Origin of the sequence: Kribbella sp. NPDC023855, assembly GCF_040639475.1 — a bacterium.
Taxonomy (GTDB): domain Bacteria; phylum Actinomycetota; class Actinomycetes; order Propionibacteriales; family Kribbellaceae; genus Kribbella.
This window is the reverse complement of the sequence record NZ_JBFAAA010000010.1, coordinates 19,117-41,472: the sequence shown is the minus strand read 5'-3', so window position 1 is coordinate 41,472 and position 22,356 is coordinate 19,117. Positions and strand designations below refer to the sequence as shown.

At 67.4% G+C, this 22,356-nt stretch carries 28 protein-coding genes and 1 tRNA gene; 16 read left to right on the top strand and 13 right to left on the bottom strand.

The features are described from left to right. Positions 1-29: 29 nt before the first annotated feature. Positions 30-773 carry an SDR family oxidoreductase gene (locus AB0F51_RS29045; protein WP_360285002.1) on the bottom strand — a complete coding sequence of 248 codons (744 nt, stop codon included), beginning with the start codon at positions 771-773 and terminating at the stop codon, positions 30-32. 77 nt (positions 774-850) lie between these two features. Between AB0F51_RS29045 and AB0F51_RS29040 the strand changes: the two genes are divergently transcribed. From AB0F51_RS29040 to AB0F51_RS29030, 3 genes are all read left to right on the top strand, one after another. Then, entirely contained in the window at positions 851-1,447 is a 597-nt protein-coding gene (locus AB0F51_RS29040) for a TetR/AcrR family transcriptional regulator (protein WP_360285000.1), read from the top strand. 92 nt (positions 1,448-1,539) lie between these two features. Next, positions 1,540-2,808 carry a lactate racemase domain-containing protein gene (locus tag AB0F51_RS29035; protein ID WP_360284998.1) on the top strand — a complete coding sequence of 423 codons (1,269 nt, stop codon included), beginning with the start codon at positions 1,540-1,542 and terminating at the stop codon, positions 2,806-2,808. A 34-nt stretch (positions 2,809-2,842) separates the two neighbouring features. Continuing rightward, positions 2,843-4,315, top strand: coding sequence for an NAD(P)/FAD-dependent oxidoreductase (locus tag AB0F51_RS29030; RefSeq protein WP_360284997.1), 1,473 nt, complete (start codon positions 2,843-2,845; stop codon positions 4,313-4,315). 310 nt (positions 4,316-4,625) lie between these two features. On the opposite strand, the gene AB0F51_RS29025 is transcribed toward AB0F51_RS29030, so the two are convergent. After that, positions 4,626-5,999, bottom strand: coding sequence for a cystathionine beta-synthase (locus tag AB0F51_RS29025; RefSeq protein WP_360284996.1), 1,374 nt, complete (start codon positions 5,997-5,999; stop codon positions 4,626-4,628). Positions 6,000-6,076: 77 nt separating this feature from the next. Here AB0F51_RS29025 and AB0F51_RS29020 point away from each other — a divergent pair, with 77 nt between their 5' ends. Next, positions 6,077-7,105 (top strand): SGNH/GDSL hydrolase family protein, encoded by a 1,029-nt coding sequence (locus tag AB0F51_RS29020; RefSeq protein ID WP_360284995.1) that lies wholly within the window; start codon positions 6,077-6,079, stop codon positions 7,103-7,105. A 102-nt stretch (positions 7,106-7,207) separates the two neighbouring features. Then, positions 7,208-7,438: a DUF4287 domain-containing protein gene (locus AB0F51_RS29015; protein WP_360284994.1), complete on the top strand. Its 231-nt coding sequence runs from the start codon at positions 7,208-7,210 to the stop codon at positions 7,436-7,438. Between the two features lie 326 nt (positions 7,439-7,764). Here the strand turns inward: AB0F51_RS29015 and AB0F51_RS29010 are convergent, their stop codons facing one another. Further along, positions 7,765-8,604, bottom strand: coding sequence for a Bax inhibitor-1/YccA family protein (locus AB0F51_RS29010; protein WP_360284993.1), 840 nt, complete (start codon positions 8,602-8,604; stop codon positions 7,765-7,767). Positions 8,605-9,214: 610 nt separating this feature from the next. Here AB0F51_RS29010 and AB0F51_RS29005 point away from each other — a divergent pair. Together AB0F51_RS29005 and AB0F51_RS29000 are read left to right on the top strand one after the other, a co-directional pair. After that, a complete protein-coding gene (locus AB0F51_RS29005) occupies positions 9,215-9,619 on the top strand; it encodes a hypothetical protein (RefSeq protein WP_360284991.1) in 405 nt (134 codons plus the stop codon). A gap of 65 nt (positions 9,620-9,684) precedes the next feature. Beyond that, on the top strand, positions 9,685-10,137 hold the full coding sequence (locus AB0F51_RS29000) for a DUF4440 domain-containing protein (RefSeq protein ID WP_360284990.1): 453 nt from the start codon (positions 9,685-9,687) through the stop codon (positions 10,135-10,137). Here AB0F51_RS29000 and AB0F51_RS28995 read toward each other — a convergent pair. The 3 genes from AB0F51_RS28995 to AB0F51_RS28985 are packed head-to-tail and all read right to left on the bottom strand — an operon-like array spanning position 10,134 to position 10,998. Beyond that, positions 10,134-10,427: an antibiotic biosynthesis monooxygenase gene (locus AB0F51_RS28995; protein ID WP_360284988.1), complete on the bottom strand. Its 294-nt coding sequence runs from the start codon at positions 10,425-10,427 to the stop codon at positions 10,134-10,136. The genes AB0F51_RS29000 and AB0F51_RS28995 overlap by 4 nt on opposite strands. Positions 10,428-10,442: 15 nt before the next feature. Then, complete coding sequence (locus tag AB0F51_RS28990) at positions 10,443-10,664, bottom strand: hypothetical protein (protein ID WP_360284987.1); 222 nt, start codon at positions 10,662-10,664, stop codon at positions 10,443-10,445. Between the two features lies 1 nt (position 10,665). Then, positions 10,666-10,998 (bottom strand): hypothetical protein, encoded by a 333-nt coding sequence (locus AB0F51_RS28985; RefSeq protein WP_360284986.1) that lies wholly within the window; start codon positions 10,996-10,998, stop codon positions 10,666-10,668. A 77-nt stretch (positions 10,999-11,075) separates the two neighbouring features. Between AB0F51_RS28985 and AB0F51_RS28980 the strand changes: the two genes are divergently transcribed. The 4 genes from AB0F51_RS28980 to AB0F51_RS28965 all read left to right on the top strand — a co-directional run bounded on the left by AB0F51_RS28980 (position 11,076) and on the right by AB0F51_RS28965 (position 13,607). Continuing rightward, on the top strand, positions 11,076-11,540 hold the full coding sequence (locus tag AB0F51_RS28980; RefSeq protein WP_360284984.1) for a DUF5946 family protein: 465 nt from the start codon (positions 11,076-11,078) through the stop codon (positions 11,538-11,540). Between the two features lie 40 nt (positions 11,541-11,580). After that, positions 11,581-12,141, top strand: a complete 561-nt coding sequence (locus AB0F51_RS28975) for a GNAT family protein (RefSeq protein ID WP_360284982.1) — start codon at positions 11,581-11,583, stop codon at positions 12,139-12,141. An 87-nt stretch (positions 12,142-12,228) separates the two neighbouring features. Then, on the top strand, positions 12,229-12,747 hold the full coding sequence (locus AB0F51_RS28970; RefSeq protein WP_360284980.1) for a SigE family RNA polymerase sigma factor: 519 nt from the start codon (positions 12,229-12,231) through the stop codon (positions 12,745-12,747). After that, on the top strand, positions 12,744-13,607 hold the full coding sequence (locus tag AB0F51_RS28965) for a hypothetical protein (RefSeq protein WP_360284979.1): 864 nt from the start codon (positions 12,744-12,746) through the stop codon (positions 13,605-13,607). The genes AB0F51_RS28970 and AB0F51_RS28965 overlap by 4 nt, the downstream gene beginning before the upstream one ends. Positions 13,608-13,616: 9 nt before the next feature. Here the strand turns inward: AB0F51_RS28965 and AB0F51_RS28960 are convergent. Beyond that, positions 13,617-13,699, bottom strand: a tRNA-Leu gene (locus AB0F51_RS28960). A 157-nt stretch (positions 13,700-13,856) separates the two neighbouring features. Here AB0F51_RS28960 and AB0F51_RS28955 point away from each other — a divergent pair. Then, entirely contained in the window at positions 13,857-14,414 is a 558-nt protein-coding gene (locus AB0F51_RS28955) for a hypothetical protein (RefSeq protein ID WP_360284977.1), read from the top strand. Between the two features lie 9 nt (positions 14,415-14,423). On the opposite strand, the gene AB0F51_RS28950 is transcribed toward AB0F51_RS28955, so the two are convergent. Both AB0F51_RS28950 and AB0F51_RS28945 read right to left on the bottom strand, forming a co-directional pair. Then, the gene (locus AB0F51_RS28950; RefSeq protein WP_360284975.1) at positions 14,424-14,930 is read right to left on the bottom strand and encodes a peptide deformylase; all 507 of its coding nucleotides are present in this window, start codon (positions 14,928-14,930) and stop codon (positions 14,424-14,426) included. A 62-nt stretch (positions 14,931-14,992) separates the two neighbouring features. Beyond that, entirely contained in the window at positions 14,993-15,499 is a 507-nt protein-coding gene (locus AB0F51_RS28945) for an ACT domain-containing protein (protein ID WP_360284974.1), read from the bottom strand. A 104-nt stretch (positions 15,500-15,603) separates the two neighbouring features. Between AB0F51_RS28945 and AB0F51_RS28940 the strand changes: the two genes are divergently transcribed. Next, positions 15,604-16,728 (top strand): histidine kinase, encoded by a 1,125-nt coding sequence (locus AB0F51_RS28940; RefSeq protein WP_360284972.1) that lies wholly within the window; start codon positions 15,604-15,606, stop codon positions 16,726-16,728. Continuing rightward, a complete protein-coding gene (locus tag AB0F51_RS28935; RefSeq protein ID WP_360284971.1) occupies positions 16,725-17,390 on the top strand; it encodes a response regulator transcription factor in 666 nt (221 codons plus the stop codon). The genes AB0F51_RS28940 and AB0F51_RS28935 overlap by 4 nt, the downstream gene beginning before the upstream one ends. 74 nt (positions 17,391-17,464) lie before the next feature. Here the strand turns inward: AB0F51_RS28935 and AB0F51_RS28930 are convergent, their stop codons facing one another. From AB0F51_RS28930 to AB0F51_RS28920, 3 genes are all read right to left on the bottom strand, one after another. Further along, positions 17,465-18,772: an NAD(P)/FAD-dependent oxidoreductase gene (locus AB0F51_RS28930; protein ID WP_360284969.1), complete on the bottom strand. Its 1,308-nt coding sequence runs from the start codon at positions 18,770-18,772 to the stop codon at positions 17,465-17,467. A gap of 175 nt (positions 18,773-18,947) precedes the next feature. Further along, positions 18,948-19,778: a uracil-DNA glycosylase gene (locus AB0F51_RS28925; protein WP_360284967.1), complete on the bottom strand. Its 831-nt coding sequence runs from the start codon at positions 19,776-19,778 to the stop codon at positions 18,948-18,950. A gap of 9 nt (positions 19,779-19,787) precedes the next feature. Then, positions 19,788-20,135, bottom strand: coding sequence for a helix-turn-helix domain-containing protein (locus AB0F51_RS28920; RefSeq protein WP_360284966.1), 348 nt, complete (start codon positions 20,133-20,135; stop codon positions 19,788-19,790). Between the two features lie 53 nt (positions 20,136-20,188). On the opposite strand from AB0F51_RS28920, the gene AB0F51_RS28915 reads away from it, so the two are divergent. Together AB0F51_RS28915 and AB0F51_RS28910 are read left to right on the top strand one after the other, a co-directional pair. Continuing rightward, positions 20,189-20,644, top strand: a complete 456-nt coding sequence (locus AB0F51_RS28915; protein WP_360284964.1) for a phospholipase — start codon at positions 20,189-20,191, stop codon at positions 20,642-20,644. Between the two features lie 42 nt (positions 20,645-20,686). Further along, positions 20,687-21,442: a class I SAM-dependent methyltransferase gene (locus AB0F51_RS28910; RefSeq protein ID WP_360284962.1), complete on the top strand. Its 756-nt coding sequence runs from the start codon at positions 20,687-20,689 to the stop codon at positions 21,440-21,442. Here the strand turns inward: AB0F51_RS28910 and AB0F51_RS28905 are convergent. Further along, the gene (locus AB0F51_RS28905; RefSeq protein ID WP_360285355.1) at positions 21,419-22,351 is read right to left on the bottom strand and encodes a Ppx/GppA phosphatase family protein; all 933 of its coding nucleotides are present in this window, start codon (positions 22,349-22,351) and stop codon (positions 21,419-21,421) included. The genes AB0F51_RS28910 and AB0F51_RS28905 overlap by 24 nt on opposite strands. Positions 22,352-22,356 lie beyond the last annotated feature (5 nt).

The window sequence follows — 22,356 nt, the reverse complement described above, 5'->3', positions numbered from 1 at the left end:
TCCCTCGCCTACCAACGGTTTCCGGTTGACTACAGCTGGGAGCCGCCGGTCGCGTCGACGTACTGGCCGCTCACCCAGCGAGCGTCGTCAGAGGCAACAAACGCGACCACGTCGGCGACGTCGGCCGGCTGACCGACCCGGTTGAAGGTCGAGTACGCCGCTGCCGCCGTGGCCGCGGCCGGATCGGCCAGCCACCCGTTCATCTCGGTCTCGATGATGCCTGGGGCAACAGTGTTGACAGTGATCCCGCGCGGCCCGAGCTCCTTGGCCAGGGCAAGCGTCAGGGTGTTCAGCGCGCCCTTGGTCATCGAGTACGCCGTGTCGGCGGGGAACGCGATCCTGGTCACGCCGGACCCGATGTTGATGATCCGGCCACCGTCGCGCAACCGCGACAGGCCCTGCTGGATCAGGAAGAACGGCGCCTTGGCGTTCACCGCGAACAACTCGTCGAACCACTCGGGCGTGACGTCCGCGAGCGGCTGATGCTTCCCGATTCCCGCGTTGTTCACCAGGATGTCGAGCCCGTCAGCCTGCTCATCGAACGCGGCCCATAGGTTCCGCGCCGCATCCTCAGCCGCCAGATCCGCCCGTACCGCGAACGCTTCGCCGCCGGCCGCCTCGATGTCGGCGATCGTCTGTTTCGCCGCGACCTCATTGCTCCCGTAGTGGACAGCCACGCGGGCGCCGTCAGCAGCCAGCCGGAGCGAGATCGCCCGGCCGATCCCCCGGCTGCCGCCGGTCACCAGCGCCGTCTTTCCCTGCAGCTTCGTCATCGTCGAATCCTTTCTCTAGCGATCACTACAGAAAGAACGGTAACATGATTTGTAGCGAGCGCTATAGAATGTTTCGCATGACAGCGCAACGCGGCCGGCCGCGCTCCTTCGACCGCCAGGCGGCGCTCGAGCAGGCGGCCCTGACCTTCTGGGAGCACGGGTACGAGGCGACCTCGATCAGTGACCTGACCGCGGCACTGGGGATCGGCGCGCCCAGCCTGTACGCGGCGTTCGGCGACAAGCGACAGCTCTTCCAGGAGGCGGTCGCGAGTTACCAGCAGACCCATGGCTCGTTCACCGCGAAGGCGCTGGCGGAGGAACCGACCGCCCGGGCGGCGATCACGCGCATGCTGCTCGAAGCGGCCGCGGAGTACACGTCACCGGATCACCCCCGCGGCTGCCTGGTGATCAGCGCCGCCCAGAACTGCTCAGCAGCCTCCGCCGACGTCGAAGAGTCCCTCCGCGCCATCCGCAATGCCAATGTGGCGGCCCTGGAGTCCCGCATCCAGTCCGACATCGACGCAGGCATCCTGCCGTCAACCGCCGACGCCCGCACCCTCGCCCTTTTCACCGCCGCCACGATCCAGGGCATGTCCCACCAGTCCCGCGACGGCGCAACCCAGGCAGACCTGACCGCCATCGCCACCGCAGCCCTCAAAGCCTGGCCCACCTGACACCCCGCCGCCCGCAGACCCGGCCCGCCTGACCACCCCGCCTTCCCTCCCTGCGTCGAGGTCGGGCAATCGCTTTCCGCTAGGCTTCGAGAATGGACGTGATGGATCTGCGGACGGCCGCCGTGCTCGGCGGCGCCGGCGAGGTGCTCTCGGGCGGTGAGGTCACCGCATTCATCGGCGAGCAACTGGCCGGCGCCGGGCTCGACGGGCGGAGCGTCTGCGTCATCGTTCCCGACGCCACCCGCAGCTGCCCTCTCCCCCTCCTGCTCGGTGCCGTCCACAGCGCGCTGGCCGGCAAGGTCTCCCGAATGACCGTGCTCGTTGCCCTAGGCACCCATGCCGAGATGTCGCCGGCCGAACTGACCGCCCATCTCGGCGGCGCCTACGACGACCTCACCGTCCTCAACCACGAATGGTGGAAGGAAGAGACCTTCGTCGACCTCGGCACCATCAGCGCGTCCAGGGTCGCCGAGATCTCCGGCGGGCTTCTCCACGAGGCCGTCCCGGTCCGCCTCAATCGTGCGGTCGTCGAGCACGACGTCGCCCTCGTCGTCGGACCGGTCTTCCCGCACGAGGTGGTCGGCTTCTCCGGCGGCAACAAGTACTTCTTCCCAGGCGTCGCCGGCCAGGAGGTGATCGACCTGTCCCACTGGCTGGGCGCGCTGATCACCAGCGCCGGCATCATCGGTACGCCGGGCGTCACCCCCGTCCGCGCGCTGATCGACGAGGCCGCCGCACTCATCCCGGCCGAGAAGCTCGCCCTCAGCGTCGTCGCCCAGTCCGGCACGGACGCCTTGCACGCCGTGGCTTTCGGCGACACCGCCTCGTCCTGGCAAGCAGCGGCTGTCGTCTCCGCGCAGACCCACGTCCACTACCTCGACAAGCCGGTACGCCGAGTCGTGTCGCTGATGCCAACGCGGTACCAAGACATCTGGACAGCGGCCAAAGGCTTCTACAAGGTCGAGCCGATCGTCGCCGACGGCGGTGAGGTCATCCTCTACGCGCCGCACATCACCCAACTGGCCGCGATGCACCCGGAGATCGAGCAGATCGGGTACCACTGCCGCGACTACTTCCTCGGCCAGTGGGACAGGTTCCGTTCGATGCACTGGGGTGTGCTCGCCCACTCGACCCACCTCCGCGGCGCCGGGACCTGGGACCCGGTCGAGGGCGAGCGATGCCGCGTCGACGTCACGCTGGCGACGGGCATCCCGGAAGACGCCGTCCGCGGCGCCCAACTCGGGTACCTGGATCCGGCGGGGTTCGACCTGGCGCAGTACGAGAGTGATCCGGACACCCTCGTCATCCCGAACGCCGGGGAGATCCTGCATCGGCTGAAACTCGATCCGGAAGAGCACTGACACCGGACCTGACTGGCCGGTAACCTTCGCTGCTATGGGTGCTGAGGAAGAGGCTGGGTACGAGGTCGCGATCGTCGGGTCCGGGTTCGCGGGCCTGTGCATGGGGATCAAACTCCGCCAGGCCGGCTGCGAGAACTTCGTCATCCTGGAGAAGGCCGACCGGCTCGGCGGCACCTGGCGGGACAACACCTATCCGGGCTGCGCCTGCGACATCCCGTCGTACCTGTACTCCTTCTCGTTCGAGCAGAACCCGCGCTGGACCAGGATGTTCGCGCCCTGGGACGAGATCCTCGCCTACCTGGAACACTGCGCCACGAAGTACGGGATCGCCGACAAGATCCGGTACGGCGCCGACGTCACCGAGGCGGCCTTCGACGAGGCGACCGGGCAGTGGACGGTCACGCTCAACGACTCCGAGACGCTCGAGACGCAGGCGCTGGTGGCGGGCGTGGGCAACCTGCACAAGCCGAAGTACCCCGACATCGCCGGGCTCGATTCCTTTGCCGGCAAGGCATTTCACTCGTCGCAATGGGACCACGAGCGCGACCTGACCGGACGCCGGGTGGCGGTGATCGGGACGGGTGCCTCGGCGATCCAGTTCGTCCCGCCGGTGGCCGAGCAGGCCGCTCAGGTGGACGTGTACCAGCGGACGGCGCCATGGATCACACCGAAGCCGGACCGCGCGATCGGCCCGCGTGAACGCGCACTGCACGCGCGGTTCCCGGCCGGGCAGCGGGCGATCCGCGACATCATCTTCTGGGGGCTGGAGGCGCGCGGGCTCGGGTTCGCCGCCAACCCGAAGCTGATGAAAGGCCTTGAGCTGCAGGCCAAACGCCACCTCCGCAAGCAGGTCACCGACCCGATACTCCGGGCCAAGCTGACGCCGGACTACCAGATCGGTTGCAAGCGGATCCTCATTTCGAACAACTACTATCCGGCCTTGATGCGCGACAACGTCGACCTCGTCACGACCGGGATCAGCCGCGTCACGCCGACCGGTGTGGTCACCGACGACGGGGTCGAGCGGGAGTGCGACACGATCGTGCTCGGCACCGGGTTCGAGGTGTCCGGCAACCTGACCCGGATCGGCATCCTCGGGCGCGAGGGGATCGACCTGGCCGATACCTGGAAGCAGAACGGCATCGGCGCGCACCTGGGCATCACGGTGGCCGGCTACCCGAACCTGTTCCTGCTGGTCGGCCCGAACACCGCCCTCGGGCACTCCTCGATGGTGTTCATGATCGAGGCGCAGGTGCGCTACGTGATGCAGGCACTCGATCTGCTCCGGCGACGAGGCGCGTCGTCGGTCGAAGTACGGGAAGAAGTGCAGGAGCGGTTCGTCACCGAGGTCCAGAGCGAACTCGACGACACCGTCTGGCAGGCGGGCTGCAACAGCTGGTACCTCGACCCCCAGGGCCGCAACTCCACCATCTGGCCCAACTTCACCATCTCCTACTGGAACCAAACCCGCCACCTCAACCCCGCCGACTACGTCCTCACCCACTAGCCGGTGCTCAGGGTCACCCCGGAGTACTGAAGTCGGAGCCACTCAGGGTCGGACTACGACTATGGGTGGAGAAGAAGACTGGCCCTTGGACCGACGTTTTGCCACCCCGGGCGACGGATCCTTGGAATATGAACCTCCTACAGATCCTCAGCACACTCGTCATCGTCGGCGGTGTCGTGATCACCGCCCTGATCGCCATCATCCCGACCGTCGTGGACCGCTGACCCAGACCCACACTCAGCAGCCCTTTAATTGCTCACGGCAAAAACGTGCCCACCGCTGTGGATCGGTGAGCACGGCCTCTGAACAATCAGCCGACGGACAGGTGGCCGAGTAGGTCTTGCCGGGTGAGGACGCCTACCGGCTTGCCGTCGTCGAGGACCATCAGGGCGTCGCGGCCTTCCAGCATTTCGACCGCCTTCGTGACCGACTCGCCCGCGCCGAGTGACGGCAGGGCCGGGTCCATGTGCAGCTCGACGATGTCGGCGAGCCGCGCCTTGCCGGAGTACAGGGCGTCCATCAGCGTCCGCTCCGACACCGATCCGGCCACCTCGGCCGCCATCACCGGCGGTTCCGCGCGCACAACGGGCATCTGCGATACGCCGTACTCGCGCAGGATCTCGACCGCCTCGGCGATCGTCTCGTGCGGGTGCGTGTGCACCAGCGGCGGCAGGCTGCCGTCCTTGCGCGCGAGCACCTCGCCCAGCGTCGCGCCCTGCCGCTCGTGCGCCAGGAACCCGTACTGCGCCAGCCACTCGTCGTTGAACACCTTGGTCAGGTAGCCGCGCCCGCCGTCCGGGAGCAGTACGACGATCACGGCCTCCGGGTCGTCCAGCTCGTGCGCCAGCCGGATCGCCGCCGCAGCCGCCATCCCGGCGGAACCGCCGACCAGCATCGCCTCTTCGCGGGCCAGCCGTCGCGTCACCGCGAACGAGTCCGCGTCGGAGACCTCGATGATCCGGTCGGCGATCGTCCGGTCGTAGGTTTCCGGCCAGAAGTCCTCTCCGACGCCCTCGACCAGGTACGGCCGGCCGCTGCCGCCGGAGTACACCGATCCGACCGGGTCCGCGCCGATGATCTGGACGCGACCGCCGGAGACCTCCTTGAGGTACTTACCGGTGCCGCTGATCGTGCCGCCGGTCCCGACCCCCGCGACGAAGTGGGTGATCTTGCCCTCGGTCTGCTCCCAGAGCTCGGGGCCGGTCGACTCGTAGTGCGAGATCGGGTTGTTCACGTTCGCGTACTGGTTCGGCTTCCAGGCGCCCTCGATCTCGCGGACCAGCCGGTCGGAGACGTTGTAGTACGAGTTCGGGTGCTCCGGCGCGACCGCGGTCGGGCAGACCACGACCTCCGCGCCGTACGCCTTGAGCACGTTGCGCTTGTCCTCGCTGACCTTGTCCGGGCAGACGAAGACACACTTGTACCCCTTGGCCTGGGCAACCATCGCCAGCCCGACGCCGGTGTTGCCGGAGGTCGGCTCGACGATCGTGCCACCCGGCTTGAGCTCGCCGGAGGCCTCGGCCGCCTCGACCATCCGGACGGCGATCCGGTCCTTCACGGACCCGCCCGGGTTGAAGTACTCGACCTTCGCGAGCACCAGCGGCTTGGCGCCGTCAGTGGTCTTCGAAAGCCGCACGAGCGGCGTGTTGCCGACCAGGTCCAGGAGTGAGTTCACGTAGCGCACGTATCTCACTGTATGGGACGGGCGCGTCTGAGCCGAATTTCGCTTGCTTCGGGTTCACAGCATGTAATCCTTGGGGTATGACAAAAGCCCGGGCCGCGAAGAAACTGGCCCAGGCCGCAGCCTTCGGTGGCGGGGGACTCGGACTCATCGGGGCGACGCTGTACGGCGTACTGACCGCGGAAGCGCGGTACGCGAAGCGCGTCATCGGTCCGATGAAGGCTCACCCGACCAAGGGCGATGGCCTGTACGGCCGCTACCCAGGTCATCCGATCACGCTCGCGATGATCGGCGACTCCAGCGCCGCCGGATACGGAACCTCCTCACCCGACGAGACCCCCGGCGTCCTGCTCGCCTGCGGTCTCGCCGAGCTGGCGAAGCGCCCGGTCCGGCTGGTCGACGTCTCCCGCACCGGCGCCAAGTCGGTCGACCTGGCCGGTCAGGTCGACAACGCGCTGTTGGCCGGCCCGCACGTGGCCGCGATCCTGATCGGCGTCAACGACGTGAAGGCCCAGGTGCCGCCGTCCACCTCGGTCCGGCTCCTCGACGCCGCCGTACGACGGCTCCGCGCCGCGAACTGCGAGGTCGTGGTCGGCACCTGCCCGGACCTCGGCGTCGTCCGGCCGATCATGCCGCCGCTGCGGCAGGTGGCCCGCTCGTGGAGCCAGCGCCTGGCCGCGGCCCAGACGATCAGCGTGGTCGAGGCCGGCGGCCGGACGGTGTCGATGGGCTCCCTGCTCAGCGAGGCCTTCCGGACCAACCCGTCGATGTGGGGCGAGGACAACTTCCACCCCTCCGTCACCGGGTACGCCGCAGCCGCGGCCGCGCTGCTGCCCTCAGTGGCCGCCGCGATGGGGATCGGCCCGGAATCGTTCGTCCACCCGGAACCGTTTCGGGGCGAGGCGGTGCTGCCGATCGCGGAGGCCGCAGTACAGGCCGCACGCACTGCCGGTACCGAGGTCGCGGCCGCTCAGGTCGCCGGCCACGAGCGCGGTCCGCGGGGCCGTTGGGCGCAGCTGCGGCATCGCCGCCGGCACCCGAATCCCGAGGTCGAGCGCGTCGAGGAGCCGACGGATTCCACGCCGGACGCCGTACCTGTTGGCAAATAGCGCGTCCGCTGAGCGTTGACTTTCATCAAGAGGGTCTTGTCTGTGGCGTTTTCCTGAGGCACAGTCGATAGCAACGCGATACCCCGATGACGGGAGGCGAAGATGGGCTTGAACCACTCCGAGGAGACGCACCAACGCCTGGTGGAGAAGGTGCCCCGGTGCACCGGACGTGAGATGGATGAGTGGTTCAAACTGATGAACGACGGACCGTCGTTCCTGCGCTTCGACGACAGGGTGAGATGGCTTTCCAGCGAGTACGCCCTCGCTCACGGGCACGCCACAGCCATCGTCCACGAATACGACCTGGTCAAGGCGCAAAGGCGAATGGGCTGACGAGCCGAACAGGAGACTGACTTCTCGCGAAGACCTGCCCTTTCAGGTGGAGGGGCAGGTCTTCGCCGTTCCTGCAGTGTTTGTACGACGAACGCCCATGCCCCCGCCGCCGCTCGCTCCTCCGTCGCTCCCAGCTCTGGGCGCTCCCACCCACCCTTCTGCAACTACCGCTCCTCCGTCGCGCGGGTGCCCGGGCGCGCCTCGTCTCCTACCGAAGGATGCGCGGGGAACTCGACGAGCTTTTCGGGAACGACGAAGGCCCGGCTCCTCCACCTGAAGGGGCCGGGCCTTTGTCAGTTGGCTAGCTTGCTGTTGCTAGGTGCTGGTCAGTCGCCGCCGCGCAGGATTGCGAGGATGCGGAGCAGGTTCCAGTACAGCCAGACCAGGGTGACGGTCAGGCCGAAGGCGGCGCGCCAGGCCTCGTTCTGCGGGGCTCCGGCGCGGACACCCTGCTCGATCATGTCGAAGTCGAGGATCAGGTTGAAGACCGCCAGTCCGGCACCCAGCGCGGCGAACAGCAGACCCATCGGGCCGAAGCCGCCGATACCGGAGTTGTAGCCGAGCAGGCTGGCGATGAAGTTGATCAGGATCACGCCGGCGAAGCCCATCGTGGCGATGATGACCATCTTGGTGAACTTCGGCGTCACCTTGATCGCGAAGTACTTGTACGTCGCCAGCGTGATCGCCGCCGTCACCATCGTGGCCAGGATCGCCTGGACGACCAGGTCGAAGCCACCGAACCGTTCGGCGATGAACTTGCTGCCGATTCCGAGGAACACGCCCTCGGCGGCGGCGTACACCATCACCAGTGCCGGGTTGATCTTGCGCGAGAACGACAGCACCATCGCGATCGCGAACGCCAGCAACGCACCGGCCAGGAACACCGGCGTGACCAGGCGGTCCGGGACCATCTGCCACGCGACCGCCGCGGCCACGATCACGACACCCAGCGTGATGCTGGTCTTGACGATGACGTCGTCCAACGTCATGGGGCGGCTGCCGGCCGGCGCGCCCTGGTACTGCTGGGGCGGAATACCGGGCCCGCCGTACTGGCCGGGCTGACCGTAAGGACCCGGCTGACCGTACGGAGCGGCCCCGGGATAAGCCTGGCCTTGGCCAGGCGCAAATGCACTCGACCGGTTCAGGACCGGGTTACTGCTCTGCATGTCATCCTCCTGATGACCCACTGTCGACCCGCTGTGGGTCGCAAAGCGATACTACGGGCCCACCCTTAACAACGCCTGAGGAACAAACCCTGTTCCCCGGCTAAAACCTCACTCCAGCAAAACCGGTTGCAAAACCCAACCGCTCAGCGGCCCCGCTTCCCGGTCACGGACCACGCTGAGGTAACGCCGACGCGGCCCGGGCCGATACGTTCAGTGAGGGTCGGCAGTACGGGGGCGATCCCAGCTATGTGCGGGGATGGGGATGTTCGAGGTGTATCGGTTACTCGTTGGACGCAGTACTCGACTGGCGCCCGTCCTCCTCCTGGCTGCGGCGACAGGATGTGTGGTCAACAATCCGGCAGTTCAGCCGCCACCCGCGTCTGCACCTACGCCGTCCGCAACCTCCCAGGGCACGACCGCCGGACCAACGCCAGTTCCACCCGTCGGCAGTCAGCCAACCAAGACGGCAAAGAAGCCTCCGCTGTCCGGTCCCGGGATCTACACGTTCAATTTTCAAGGCGCGCGTGGGACTGTCCAGGTGCCCACACCTCGAACCGATACACGCCTGGAACCGTACGGCGACTATCGACGGCTGGCCGGAGCTCCCGTCGTGACCTACTTGATCGCGACGGTCGACAACCAATCGGACGACACGATCAACATGTACAAGGTCGTTGTCGTCACCAACGACGGTCGCCAGATTGAAGCAACCTCCGTGAGCGACTACGTCGACAGGTGGCGTGAAGCCTTTGCGGGTGAAGGTGGCGACAGCGCGAAGTACCTCCGCGGGATCGAACTGTCCAACAAGAGCCAGTTCTACTTGCTGCCTGGCGCGAAGGGCACCGCGATCCTCGCGACAGGTGACCCCATACCCAGCGTCAGCGGGTCTTCGTCTACCCGGCGGGGATGTTCAGCCGTGTGGAAGCGCATCGAACCCGTTAGCTTGATGTTTCCAGTGATGTCCGCCGTCAGCGGCTCCGACAATGTCGGGGTGGGCCCTAGCCTGAGCAAGTGAGTTCTGATCTGGTGCGGCCTGTGGAGCGGGGTTCGGCCGGCGAATAGGACCTCTACGATCGGCGCATGACCGCTACGGACTACAGCGATACCAGTGCCGACCGCGCCGAGCTTGAAGGGATGGTGGAGGCGTTCTTCGGCGCTTTCACCTCCGGGGCGGGTTGCGGCGAGCGGCTCGGCGTACTGCGGGAGTTGTTTCTCCCGGAAGCCGTGATCGTGCGGACCTGTGGCGGCGAGCCGGCGGTCTATGGGGTTGAGGAGTTCATCGCTCCGCGTCAGGTGTTGCTGGAAGGCGGCACGCTGGTCGGGTTCCGCGAATGGGCGGTGGCCGGGCGGACCGAGATCTTCGGCGACATTGCGCACTGGTGGGGCAGCTACGCCAAGGAGGGTGTGCAGAACGGCGTTGCCTTCACGGGTCGCGGAATGAAGACGATGCAGTTCATCCGCAGTACCGACGGCTGGCGCATCTCCGCAGCAGCCTGGGACGACGAACGCCCCGGCCTGACGATCGACGCCTAGTCGAACGGCCCTCTGCTGTTGGACACGTCGTGCTTGAGCACCTGAACATCCACCATCTCGATCCGCTCCGCCGGCGCCGGCGCGATCGCCCGGAAAGCGTCCAGGGAGTCGTGCGAATCCCAATACTCAAAGATATTCACGCGTCCCGGCTCCACGGAATCCGGCGACACCGACAACTCCAGACAGCCGGGATATTCCCGCCCCCGCTCGACAATCTCCCGATGCGCCGCCACAAACCGGTCCCGCACCGCCGGATCGACGTACACCTTGCCTGCCACAATCACGTTCACGCTTGACTCCTTCCGTCACCCCGTACGACGAACCGCCCGGCGTCTCACGGACAGGCTCGAGCGAAACGACGAGCTTCTCACCAGCCTTCGCAGTACGGGTGGCCACTCGAGGCTGGTCAACGTGGTGTCGTGCAGATACACCGGTACGCCGTCGGCGGTCCGGAACTCGTAGAGGCCCGTCCCGCCGCTCGCGACATCGTGCCGGGGATCGTCCGTGACGCCGAGGATCTCGGTCATCTCAGTCGGTCTTGAGGTTCTTGCGACGGGCCAGCCAATCGCGCAGCGCGTAGACGCCGGTGACGATCAGAACGGTCCAGATGTAGGCGTTGGTGAGCATGCGCTCCCAGAACGAACGATCCCCCGCCGAATCCGCGTCGACGATCCGCCAGATGAGCCAGCCGACCCCGTTGCCCACGCCGAAAAGGCCCACCTGGACGAGCCAGAGCCGCCAGCCCCACCCTTCCTCCGAGTAGAAGGAGTTGATATCGAACAGCTGACGGAAAATCCCCACCCGGCCTGTCTGCGCATCGACAGTCGGCTCCTCAGACTGCTGCGGCTGTATCCCCTCCATCCCGCCAGTTTGACAGCCCAGAGGTCCGCTCGTCCCGCGATCCGGTCTGTACGCCTCGTCGCTTACAGTCCCCTGTCATGCAAACCTGCGAATGCGGCGCCGCAGAGGGCTCGCTCGGTCTGTGCATCGACTACTACCATGCGATTCTGGCCGAGGAGCAAGGCGATCCCGAGATGTATCGGCTGCACGCACCGGTTGTCTGTACGTATTTCCTGCAACACCCCGATCGCGCAGCCGGCAAGTACTTGGACGGCCAGTTCCGGCAACTGCAACTACTTCTGGATCGCGGCCTTGACGCACTGTTGAAGGTTGCCTCGCACCAAGTCGCGCGTAACCGAGCGGGTTCCGGCTACAACCCGGCACCGCTCGCGCCCTATCGGCCGTTGCCGCTCAGTGGTCGTCCAACCGGGTTCCGCTCTGGCTTCCCGGACCTCCCCTGTCCAGGCGGCAGCTTCGTGACCAACGGCCACGCGGCGTACGAAGGACTGATCCTGGCGCTGGCCGGCGACACGGTCGCAGCCTGGCTCGAAGTCAGCGACTGATCAACCGGGTCAGATCGCCCCATCTCTATAGGGTGCACAGGTGAATCTCGCGCGTCCGCTGACGACCGAAGTACTGCTCAGGCCGCTCGAACTCAGCGACGCCACCGCGTTCTGTGCAGCGCAGTGGCGCAGCCGCGAGCAACTCGCACCGTGGGAACCGCGCCGCCCACGGGAGTGGTACGAACCGGACTTCCAGACAGCACGCTTCGAGGAGCTTCTCTGCCGGGAGAACACCGTCCCCTGGGTCCTCGTAGCCGGCGACCGCCTGATCGGAACCGCAACCTTGTCGAACATCGTCGGCGGAGCCCTACGCAGCGGCGACCTCGGCTACTGGATCGAGGTCTCGGAAGTAGGCCGCGGCCTAGCCTCGGCGGCCGTCGCAACCGTCTGCGAGATCGCCGACGCCGACCTCCTACTGCACCGAATCGCAGCCAGCACCAACGCCGAGAACACCGCATCCCAACGCGTCCTCACCAAGAACAACTTCGAGCAGTACGGCCTGGCCCGCAACTACCTTCACATCAACAACGCCTGGCGAGACAGCAAGCTCTACCACCGAATCCTCAACAACCGCGCCCCCGGCGAACCACCAGCCCAGTGATCAGGCTCATTGATGCCCCCGGGCATGCAACCCGGTGGGAGAGGCAGTCGTCCTTACGATCGTCAATCCACACGACGAAGGACATAGATGACGAGCCGAAAGCAGCGTGACCAGGAGTTTTCAGACTTCGTCCTGGCTCGGCGGTCGCGGTTGATGGGGGCCGCCTACCTGCTCTGCGGTGATCGGCATGCCGCCGAGGATCTGGTGCAGACGGCGCTCGCCAAGTTGTACGTGGCTTGGCCGAAAATCCACACGAGTGGAGCCGAGGACGCCTACGTCCGCAAGATCTTGGTGCGCACGAACATCGACGCGAGCCGGCGGATGTGGCGGCGTGAGCTGAGCTCGGACGTCGTACCCGACCAGGTGGTGGCCGGGCCTGATCTGGACGGACGGGACGAACTGATCAGCGCGCTGGCGGGGTTGGGCCCGCGACAGCGCCGGATCGTGGTGCTGCGGTTCTGTCTCGACCTCAGCATCGAAGAGGTCGCGGCGGACCTGAAGGTCAGCACCGGCACGGTGAAGAGCCAGACCGCGCGGGCCCTCGATCACCTACGGCGCCGCCTGACCGACCTCCGACTCGACGAACTGACCAAGGAGCGAGCATGAACGAGCAGGACCTGCGGGACCGGATGACCGACACCATCAGCGCTGATCTCGACCAGTTCGTCGATCCCGAGCCGGACCTGGCGCGAGGCCGCAGGCGGCTTCGGCGGCAGCGGGCATTGAGCGGAATCGCTGCAGCCGCGGCTGTCGCGGCGGTGGCAGCCGCGGGCGTCCAGTATCTGCCCACCTCCGCCGGCCAGGATGCAGCGCCGCCTGCGGCTCAGGAACAGACAGACCCAGCCGCCGTTCGAGCGAAGAGTGCCGCACACCTGACCGCCGTACTGCGTAAGCACGTCGACACCAAGGGCGCATACACCGTCGGCAGACCACAGCATGTGATCGTCGGTACGGCGGACTCCAGCAAGCCTGGCGGAATCGGTGAACTGACCGTCACGCAGAACTGGAGGCAGGGAGGCGGTGTCGGCCTGCTGTGGGTATCGGTGGCTCACAAGGAGGACGCGCTGGACCTGACGAAGTGGTGCGGCCCTGGGTTCACCAAGGACCTGATGAGGTTCAGCTGCTATGAGGTGCTCGCGCCCAACGGTCGCTCGATCGTCGGAGGCGAGGCGCAGCCGGTGAAGTCCTCGAAGGGGAAGGCCTATCCGCTCGCGGGATCGCAGGAACCGCTCGACAACCCCACCCACCGTGAACGGATGATTCGCCTGCTCTGGCACGGCACCGACGGCGGGATATTCGTGCGTCACGAACGACCGGACGGACAAGTGGTCATCGTCGCCCTGCTGCGAGTGAAGTCGCTCCACCGGGTGGCAGACGGACTCCCCAAGGGAGTCGCACTACCGGACGTAACACAGGAGGAGCTGGCCGCCGCAGCAACAGACTCGGCAATGTCCCTGCCGAAGTAGGGACCTCTGTGCCCGGGACGGGATTCGAACCCGTATGCCTGTTAAGGCCGCGAGGTTTAAGCTCGCTGCGTCTGCCGTTCCGCCACCCGGGCGTGGGACCAGAGGAGCACCTTACAAGTAGATGCTGGCCACGGACACAGGGTAAGCAGGTCGAGTGCCGCGGGTATGTCCGGACAGGCGATTGAGGTGGGCCGGCCTCGTACGACGATCGTGCGGGCGGGCGGAGGCGGACCCCTATAGTCCTGTCGCATGACTTCGCCGGCGCGCTCGTACGGTTTGACCGGCAGGCGACCGGTCGCGGTCGAGATCGCGTTCTGGATCGCGGTCGTGGTGCCGCTGCTGGCGACAGTGCTCAACGTGGCCGCCTTCGTGGTCGTGAAGAGAGCTGTGGACGACGTGTTCGGCACGACGGGCGGGGACGCTCAGGCGTCGATGGTCGAACTCCGTGACAAGGTGAACGGGCCCCTGCTCGGCTTGTTCATCTTCTCTACGGTCCGAGACCTGCTCCTGAGCGGCCTCTGGATCCTGCTCGGCCTCAAGATGCGCAGCGGCCGGCACTGGGCGCGGATCACGCTGACGGTGTTCGCCTCCCTGTGGGCCCTGTCCAGCCTCGTCGCGCTGACCCGGGGCGACACCCACGGCTTCACGACCGCGGACGTACCCCCATTCTTCGAGTTCCCGAGTTCGTACTTCGTACTGGACTACGCGCGAAGCTCCCTGGATCTGCTCGCGATGGCGGCATTCATCTCGCTGGTCTTCCTGAGGCGGTCCAACCGGTATTTCACGGCCCTGCGCCCACCTGCCTGAGGCGGGTGCCTACAGGTAGACCTTTCGGGGGTAGATGGCGTGGGCGCCTGCCACGCGGTCCAGGAAGAGGGCGCCGGCGCAGTGGTCGATTTCGTGCTGGATGGCGCGGGCTTCGAAGGCATCAGTGGTCAGGGTGACCTCGTCCGTCGTGCCGGGCAACGCCCCCGTCACCGTCAACCGGGTCGCGCGCTTCACGTCCCCGGTGAGGTCCGGCACGGACATGCAACCCTCGCGGGCCTTCTCCTGGCGCGTCGCCTCCACGATGACGGCGTTGCACAACACGAAGACGCCGTGGCAGGTGCGGGTCTTCGGGTGGCCGGTCACGTCTAAAGCGAACATCTGGGCCGCCACCCCCACCTGAGGCGCCGCCAGCCCCACGCACCCCGGCGACACCCGCATCGTCGCCACCAGATCCGCCGCCAGTGCGACCATCACCGGGTCCAGCGGGTCCACCGCAGCGCCCTCGGTGGCAAGCACAGGATGAGGCGCTCGGACCACCTCCAGGACGTCGCCCACCAGGCCCAGCTGCGCTGGACTCCAGCTGGCGAGGGTTTGGTTGGGGTGCGCGGCCGGTGAGCTCACAGATCGTCGCTCTCGGCCGGGCGCAGGGTGACGCCGACACCGAGTTCGTCGGCGGTGATCTCCAGAGCGCGCTGCAGCATGCCCAGCTCGGCCGTCGCCGGGATCTCCACCTCGGCCGTCAGCACGTACAGGGAGCCGCTCAGCCGGGTCGTCTGGTCGGTGATCGTGCCGCCGACGCTGGCGATCATCCGGGTCACCGCGGAGACGATGCCGGGCCGGTCGGCGCCGTGCACGCTCAGCAGGTACGGCGCGCCGATGGGCGCGTGGGCGTGTTCGGGACCGATCTCGCGGACGGTGATGACCAGTTCTCCGCGTAGCGGCTCGAGCGCCTCGCGGACCTCGGCCAGCGGGCCGGTGCAGACGATCATCATCGCGAAATGGCCGCGGAGCAGCGTCATCGTGGAGTCTTCGAGGTTGACGCCGGTCTGCGCCAGCGCCTCGGTGACGTCGGCGATGATGCCCGGGCGATCCGGGCCGATGACGGTGACTGCGAGCTGACTCATGGGCGAAAACCTACCCGGACCAAAGTCTCGACCCGCCACGACTTCGGTATCCGGACAGCGCCAACCGGCCCCGGAGGCGCCGAAGTCTGGTTATCTTCGACCTCATGGTCGGTTCCGAAGGGCCTCGACGCAGCGCCCGGGACTGGGCGGTCGACAGCCTCAGCTTCCTCGTCGGCGTCTTCGGCGGCTTCGTCCTGTACGACGACGGCAAGTCCGACCCGATCGCGAGCTGGTTGCTCGCGCTCGACTTCTGGGCCGGGATGGCGCTGTGCCTGACGCTCTGGTTCCGGCGCCGGTGGCCGGTGCAACTGGCGCTGGTCGGGGCGCTCCTGGGGACGTTCTCGGACACCGCCGGGATCGCCACCCTGCTGCTGATCCTCACGGTGGCCATCTACCGGCCGTTCCGGACCACCCTGGCAATTTTCTTCGTCAACGCGATCAGCCTGGCTATCTACATCGAGGTCCGGGAGAAGACCGACTCACCGCAGACGGTAGCCATCTGGGTGTTCCTCATCTACGCGACTCTCGCGGGCTGGGGGCTGTACCTCCGCTCCCGCCGGCAACTCCTGCAGACCCTCCGCGACCGCGCCGACCGGGCCGAGGCGGTGGCCCGCTTGCAGGCGCAGCAGGCCCAGATGAGGGCCCGTGAGGAGATCGCCCGCGAGATGCACGACGTACTCGGGCACCGGCTCTCCCTGCTCAGCGTCCACGCGGGTGCCCTGGCCTACCGCCCGGACGCGACATCGCAGGAGGTCGCCGGCGCCGCGGAGACCATCCGGGCCAGCGCACACCAAGCCCTCCAGGACCTCCGCGAGGTGATCGGCGTACTCCGCGCGCCGGTCGGTGAACTCCCCCAGCCGACGTTCGCGGATCTGCCCGTTCTGGTCGAGGATTCCCGCCAGGCCGGCGTACCGGTCGAGCTGACTTTCGATGCCCCAGGCAACCCTCCCGACCATGTCGGGCGGACGGCGTACCGGATCGTCCAGGAAGGTCTGACCAATGCACTCAAGCACGCTCCGGGCCAGGCGGTGCGGATCCAGGTGATCGGTGCACCAGGCAACGGACTGACCGTCGAAGTGACGAATCCCGCGCCCAGCAAGCGATTCGGCGACGGTCAGGGTCTGCTCGGCCTGACCGAGCGCGCGCAGCTGGTCGACGGCCGGCTCGAACACGGCCGGACCCCCGACGGCGAGTTCCGCCTCGCCGCCTGGTTACCGTGGCCGGCATGACCATTCGGGTGTTGATCGTGGACGACGATCCGTTGCTGCGGGCCGGGCTGCAGCTGATGCTCGGTGGTGCGCCCGACATCCGGGTGGTCGGCGAGGCGGGCGACGGCAGCGGCGTACAGAGCCTGATCGACAGGCTGTCCCCCGATGTCGTGCTGATGGACATCCGGATGCCCGGGATGGACGGCCTGACCGCCACCGAGGCGGTACGCCGGCGGCCCAAAGCGCCCGAGGTCGTCATCCTGACCACCTTCGACGCCGACGAGCACGTACTCCGCGCGCTCCGCGCGGGCGCCGCGGGCTTCATCCTCAAGGACACCCCACCGGCGGAGATCGTCGAGTCGGTACGCCGCGTCGCCAGCGGCCAGCCGGTGTTGTCGCCGGTCGTCACCAAACGGCTGATCAACCGGGTCGCCGCCTCCGGCCAGGACCAGCGCAAACTCAAGGCCGTCAACCGCCTCAAGGACCTGAACGACCGCGAACGCGACATTGCCGTGGCCGTCGGCGAGGGCAAGTCGAACGCCGAGATCAGCGCGACGCTCTACCTCAGCATCCCGACGGTGAAGACACACGTCTCCCGCATCCTGACCAAGCTGGACCTGAACAACCGCGTCCAGATCGCCCTGCTCGTCCACGACGCCGGCCTCCTCGACGAGAGCCGCTGATGGGAGACGACACGCGCTGATGGGAGCAGCCCCCGACTGAGGGGCCGCTCCCATCGACTACCGAGCAGAGAGCTCTAGCTGCCGGTGGCCCTGCGGAACTCGTCGTTCGGGGTCTGCAGGCTGCCCAGGCTGGTGACCTCGCGGCGGAAGAACAGCGCGAGGGTCCAGTCCAGGATGACCCGGGCCTTGCGGTTGAAGGTGGGGACACGGGACACGTGGTACGTCCGGTGCAGGAACCAGGCCGGCCAGCCCTTGACCTTCACGCCGTACAGCTGCGCGACGCCCTTGTGCAGGCCGAGGCTCGCCACCGAGCCGACGTACTTGTGCTTGTAGTCCTGCGGCTGCTGACCGTCGACCACGCGGAGGATGTTCGCCGCGAGGCGGCCGGCCTGCCGTACTGCGTGCTGCGCGTTCGGTGCGCAGTACACGCCGGGCTCCGCCGTCAGGTCCGGTACGGCGGCGTTGTCGCCGGCGGACCAGGCGTCGTCGACACCCTCGATCCGCAGGTTGGCCAGGCACTTGACCCGGCCTCGCTCGTCCAGCGGGAAGCCGGTCGCGGCGAGCGCCGGGTTGGCCTTCACACCGGCTGTCCAGACGATCGTGTCGGAGTCGAACTCCTCCCCGTCGCTGAGCACGACGTGGCCCTTCTCGCAGGACTCCAGCCGGGTCTCCAGCTTGATGTCCATGTTGCGCTTGCGCAGCTGCTCGACGGTGTACTGGCCGAGCTCCGGGCCGACCTCGGGCAGGATCCGGTTGGTCGCCTCGACGAGCACCCAGCGCATGTCCTCGGGCTTGATGTTGTCGTAGTACCGGGTGGCGTAGCGGGCCATGTCCTCGAGCTCGGCGAACGCCTCGATGCCTGCGTATCCGCCACCGACGAAGACGAAGGTGAGCGCGGACTTGCGCAGCGCCGGGTCGGGCTGCGAGGACGCGACGTCGAGCCGGTCCAGCACCTTGTTGCGCAGCGCGATCGCTTCCTCGACGTTCTTGAACCCGGTGGCCTCCTCGGCCAGCCCCGGGATCGGCAGCGTCCGGGCGATCGAGCCGATCGCGATCACGACCTGGTCGTAGGCGAGCTCGTAGTCCGGGCCCTCCTCGGGCATCACCTTGGCGACCTTGCGGTCGTGGTCGATCCCGGTCACCCGGCCGGTGACCACCCGGCAGCCCTTGAGGGTCTTGCGCAGCGGCACCACGACGTGCCGCGGCTCCACCGAACCGGCCGCCGCTTCGGGCAGGAACGGCTGGTAGGTCATCACCGAGCGGGGGTCGACCACGGTGACCCGGATCTTGCCCCGGCGGGCGGCCTTACGCAGGCCGTAGGCGGTGTACATCCCGACGTAACCGCCTCCGACGACGAGGATGTGCGGTACCTGGGCTGCCATTGCTTCACTCTCCCTGAGTGGTGCTCCAACTTCATGTCCGCTTCAGCATAACGCGCTCGTGAAAACTTTCACAAACCCTCTGCCGAGTGATCTCAACCACCGGAAGTCCCTCGTTCGGGGGACCAACGTCCCCTATCCTGCGTCCTGCCCCGTACCCAGTCCTAGCGATAACCCATTACAGAGCGGCGATGGTTTTGGCTCGGGTCAGGACGGCGTCGAGCATGGCTTCGGTGAGTTTGCCGGTGAAGGTGTTCTGCTGGCTGGGGTGGAAGCAGCCCAGGACGGTGACTTCGCCGTACGGGCCCGGTACGGCGTACTCGACCGCGTGGCCGAAGGTGGGGCGAGGTCGCGGGACCTGGCCGCCGACCGCCTGCAGCGCGTTGAGCAGGACGTCGAAGCCGAATTTGCCGAGGCAGACGATCGCCCGGGTGGACGGCAGGACCAGCTTCAGCTCGGCGTGGAACCAAGGTGCGCAGGTGTCGCGCTCCAGCGGTGTCGGCTTGTTGGCGGGTGGGGCGCAGCGGACCGCGGCCATCATCCGGGCGCCGAGGAGGTGGAGGCCGTCGCCGGCGTGCTCGCTGGTCGGCTGAGACGCCAGGCCGACCCGATAGAGCGACGCGAACAGCCAGTCGCCCGAGCGGTCGCCGGTGAAGACGCGACCGGTCCGGTTGCCGCCGTTCGCGGCCGGCGCGAGGCCTGCGATCAGCACGCGAGGCTCGGCCGCACCCCACCCTGCGATCGGTCGACCCCAGTAAGGCTGGTCGGCAAAGGACTTTCGCTTGCTCAAGGCAACGTCTTCACGCCACTCGACCAACCGCGGACAGGCGCGGCAAACGGACACTCGCGCGTCGATCTCCGCGAGGTCGTCGGCCTGCGCGAGCTCGACGACTTCCCCCGCATCGTGAGCCACCGGCGTACTGCGCGCCGCCGGATCCTCCGGCCAGCCCGTGCCCGGCGGCACCGGACTTTCGTACAGCTCCCCGGTCAGCGGATGCGGCAATCGCATGCCCGCAGTCTACGGCCGGCTGTCGTACCGCAAGCGGGCTTCATCGACCTCGCCGAGGTGGCGGTCCGACCACGCGTTCAAGGCCTGGAAGACGGGCGACAAAGTGCGGCCGAGCTCAGTCGTCTCGTACTCGACCCGCGGCGGCATCTCGGAGTAGTAGGTCCGCTCGATCAGTCCGTCCCGCTCGAGCTGACGCAGCCGCTGCGTCAGCACCTTCGGACTGACCGCCGGCAACTGCTGCTGAAGCTCCGTGAACCGCATTCGTCCTTCATAGGTCAGCACCCACAGCACATGCGCCGTCCAGCGCCCGAAGACCAGGTCGACAACCGGCGCGATCGGGCAGGGATCCTCGGTCATCACGTTACTTTCTGCTTGGTAACTGCTTTCTCAACGATAGTAACGTGAATTCCATGAATCTGACTTCGCGCTCCGGACCGCCACCCAGGACAGGACCGGCGATACCGCACCAGCAGCTGGACCAGATCTCGCCCGTCGAGCTGCAGGAAGAACTCTGGTCCCGGATGACGACTCTGGCCGGCACCACGACCGGGCCGAGCGGCATCTCCTTCCCCGACACCCGCGCGCTGCATCTACGCCAGGATCTCGCCCGGCCGAGCAGCGAGGCGTTCCTGATCGGCACCGAGTTCGCCCACCTGCACGGACCGGCTGACGGCAGCCTGCACGCCTGCCTCCCGTACGACGTTGCCGCCGAGGTGATCGGGCACGGGTGGGGCGAGCTCCACCCGATGGCGCGGGACGGCCTCAGACCGCCGACTCTGGTCATGCTGTTCGGCCCCCGCGACGCCACCGAACTGGAGACCATCTGGCAACTCGTCCAGCTCAGCCACACCTTCGCGACCCAGTAATTGACTGGTCACCTCCTGGCCCAGGCGGGAAGGATGTCGTGGATGGACGCTGAGGTGGCAGCCAATCGGGTGGCGTGGGAGACCGCGTCGCGGAAGCACGTGGACGAGTACGACGAGCTTCTGGCGGAGGCCGGGCAGCTGGAGTCGTTGCGGCCGTGGGAGTTGGAGTTGCTCGGGCCGTCGCTCGCTGAGGCGCCGATGGTGGTGCATCTGCAGAGTGGGCACGGGCTCGACGACGTCGACCTGCTCGCTAAGGGCGCGCGGAAGGTGGTCGGGGTCGACTACAGCTCGACGGCGGCCACGGCGGCCCAGCGGAGGGCCCGTGAGCTGGGGGTCGGAGTCCAGTACGTCGTGGCGGAGGTGCCGACCGTGCCGCTTCGGGACGGGTGCGCGGACCTGGTCTACACGGGCAAAGGCGCGCTCATCTGGATGCGGGATATCCAGGCCTGGGCCACGGAGGTCGCGAGGCTCCTCAAGCCGGCCGGCCGGCTCTACGTGTACGAGGCGCACCCGGCCGTTCCGTTGTGGTCCTGGGACGAGGACAGCCCAAGGATCCGGGCTGACCGCAGCTACTTCGCGAAGTCGCACGTCAACGACAGCTTCCCGGCGAACGGCGCTCAGGAGTGGCAGTGGTCGCTGGGCGACATCGTCACCGCGTGCGTCCGAGCAGGCCTCGAGATCGAAGCGCTGGAAGAGTACGCCGAACCGTTCTGGCGGCCGTCCGACGGACACCGGGCAGCCGCCTGGGAGGGCCGACTACCCAACAGCTTCTCGCTACTCGCCCGCCGCAAGGGCTAGCGCTACCCCGTCGAGGATGTCGTGCTCCGAGACCAGTACTTCGTCGTACGCCAGCCCGTCGGCGACCCGGTCATGCAACCGCTGCAGAATCAGCGCGCCGGCTCCGATCACGTCCACCCGCCCAGGATGAATAGCCGGTACTACGGAACGCTCGGCGCGAGTCGACCCCATCAACCACGAAGTCGTGTCCAGCAAGAGTGGCGCCGGTATCCGGGCATGGTGAATGACACCGGGGTCGTACTCGGTCAGTTGAAGCGCGACCGCGGCCACCGTCGTCACCGTCCCGGCCACCCCGATCAAACACCGCACCTCCGACAACGGCACCGTGGTCGCCTCGAGTAACGCGTCCACGTCCTTCGTCGCGGCCCGCATCTCCTCGATCGACGCCGGATCCGAGTGCAGATGCCGCTCGGTCATCCGCACCGACCCCATGTCGAGCGACTCGGCAGCCAGTACTCCGCCGGCGTCGCCGAGCACCAGCTCGGTCGACCCGCCGCCGATGTCGGCGACCAGATACGGACCGGGCACCTCGAGCGCGGCCAGCCCGCTCGTCGCACCGCGGAAGCTCAGCGACGCCTCCTCGGCACCCGAGATGATGTCCGGCTCGACCCCGAGCCGCTCGGACACACCCGCGAAGAACTCGTCCCGGTTGCTCACGTCTCGCGCGGCCGACGTCGCAACGAACCTCAACCGCTCCACACCGGCCGCCCGCACGATCCCGGCGTACTCCGCACAGGCCTCGAAGGTGCGTGCCAGCGCTTCGGGAGCGAACGCCCCGGTCGAGTCGACACCCTGCCCCAACCGGACGATCCGCATCTGCCGATCGACCTCGGTCAGCACCCCATCGGCATAGTCCGCAATCAGCAGCCGGATCGAGTTGGTCCCACAATCGACCGCAGCCACCCGCACCGACG

Bases quoted from the DNA above. Each gene is read 5' to 3' on its own strand.
- AB0F51_RS29045 (WP_360285002.1), bottom strand. From the start codon at position 773: ATGACGAAGCTGCAGGGAAAGACGGCGCTGGTGACCGGCGGCAGCCGG.
- AB0F51_RS29040 (WP_360285000.1), top strand. From the start codon at position 851: ATGACAGCGCAACGCGGCCGGCCGCGCTCCTTCGACCGCCAGGCGGCG.
- AB0F51_RS29035 (WP_360284998.1), top strand. From the start codon at position 1,540: ATGGACGTGATGGATCTGCGGACGGCCGCCGTGCTCGGCGGCGCCGGC.
- AB0F51_RS29030 (WP_360284997.1), top strand. From the start codon at position 2,843: ATGGGTGCTGAGGAAGAGGCTGGGTACGAGGTCGCGATCGTCGGGTCC.
- AB0F51_RS29020 (WP_360284995.1), top strand. From the start codon at position 6,077: ATGACAAAAGCCCGGGCCGCGAAGAAACTGGCCCAGGCCGCAGCCTTC.
- AB0F51_RS29015 (WP_360284994.1), top strand. From the start codon at position 7,208: ATGGGCTTGAACCACTCCGAGGAGACGCACCAACGCCTGGTGGAGAAG.
- AB0F51_RS29010 (WP_360284993.1), bottom strand. From the start codon at position 8,604: ATGCAGAGCAGTAACCCGGTCCTGAACCGGTCGAGTGCATTTGCGCCT.
- AB0F51_RS29000 (WP_360284990.1), top strand. From the start codon at position 9,685: ATGACCGCTACGGACTACAGCGATACCAGTGCCGACCGCGCCGAGCTT.
- AB0F51_RS28990 (WP_360284987.1), bottom strand. From the start codon at position 10,664: ATGACCGAGATCCTCGGCGTCACGGACGATCCCCGGCACGATGTCGCG.
- AB0F51_RS28985 (WP_360284986.1), bottom strand. From the start codon at position 10,998: ATGGAGGGGATACAGCCGCAGCAGTCTGAGGAGCCGACTGTCGATGCG.
- AB0F51_RS28980 (WP_360284984.1), top strand. From the start codon at position 11,076: ATGCAAACCTGCGAATGCGGCGCCGCAGAGGGCTCGCTCGGTCTGTGC.
- AB0F51_RS28970 (WP_360284980.1), top strand. From the start codon at position 12,229: ATGACGAGCCGAAAGCAGCGTGACCAGGAGTTTTCAGACTTCGTCCTG.
- AB0F51_RS28965 (WP_360284979.1), top strand. From the start codon at position 12,744: ATGAACGAGCAGGACCTGCGGGACCGGATGACCGACACCATCAGCGCT.
- AB0F51_RS28955 (WP_360284977.1), top strand. From the start codon at position 13,857: ATGACTTCGCCGGCGCGCTCGTACGGTTTGACCGGCAGGCGACCGGTC.
- AB0F51_RS28945 (WP_360284974.1), bottom strand. From the start codon at position 15,499: ATGAGTCAGCTCGCAGTCACCGTCATCGGCCCGGATCGCCCGGGCATC.
- AB0F51_RS28940 (WP_360284972.1), top strand. From the start codon at position 15,604: ATGGTCGGTTCCGAAGGGCCTCGACGCAGCGCCCGGGACTGGGCGGTC.
- AB0F51_RS28935 (WP_360284971.1), top strand. From the start codon at position 16,725: ATGACCATTCGGGTGTTGATCGTGGACGACGATCCGTTGCTGCGGGCC.
- AB0F51_RS28930 (WP_360284969.1), bottom strand. From the start codon at position 18,772: ATGGCAGCCCAGGTACCGCACATCCTCGTCGTCGGAGGCGGTTACGTC.
- AB0F51_RS28925 (WP_360284967.1), bottom strand. From the start codon at position 19,778: ATGCGATTGCCGCATCCGCTGACCGGGGAGCTGTACGAAAGTCCGGTG.
- AB0F51_RS28920 (WP_360284966.1), bottom strand. From the start codon at position 20,135: ATGACCGAGGATCCCTGCCCGATCGCGCCGGTTGTCGACCTGGTCTTC.
- AB0F51_RS28915 (WP_360284964.1), top strand. From the start codon at position 20,189: ATGAATCTGACTTCGCGCTCCGGACCGCCACCCAGGACAGGACCGGCG.
- AB0F51_RS28910 (WP_360284962.1), top strand. From the start codon at position 20,687: ATGGACGCTGAGGTGGCAGCCAATCGGGTGGCGTGGGAGACCGCGTCG.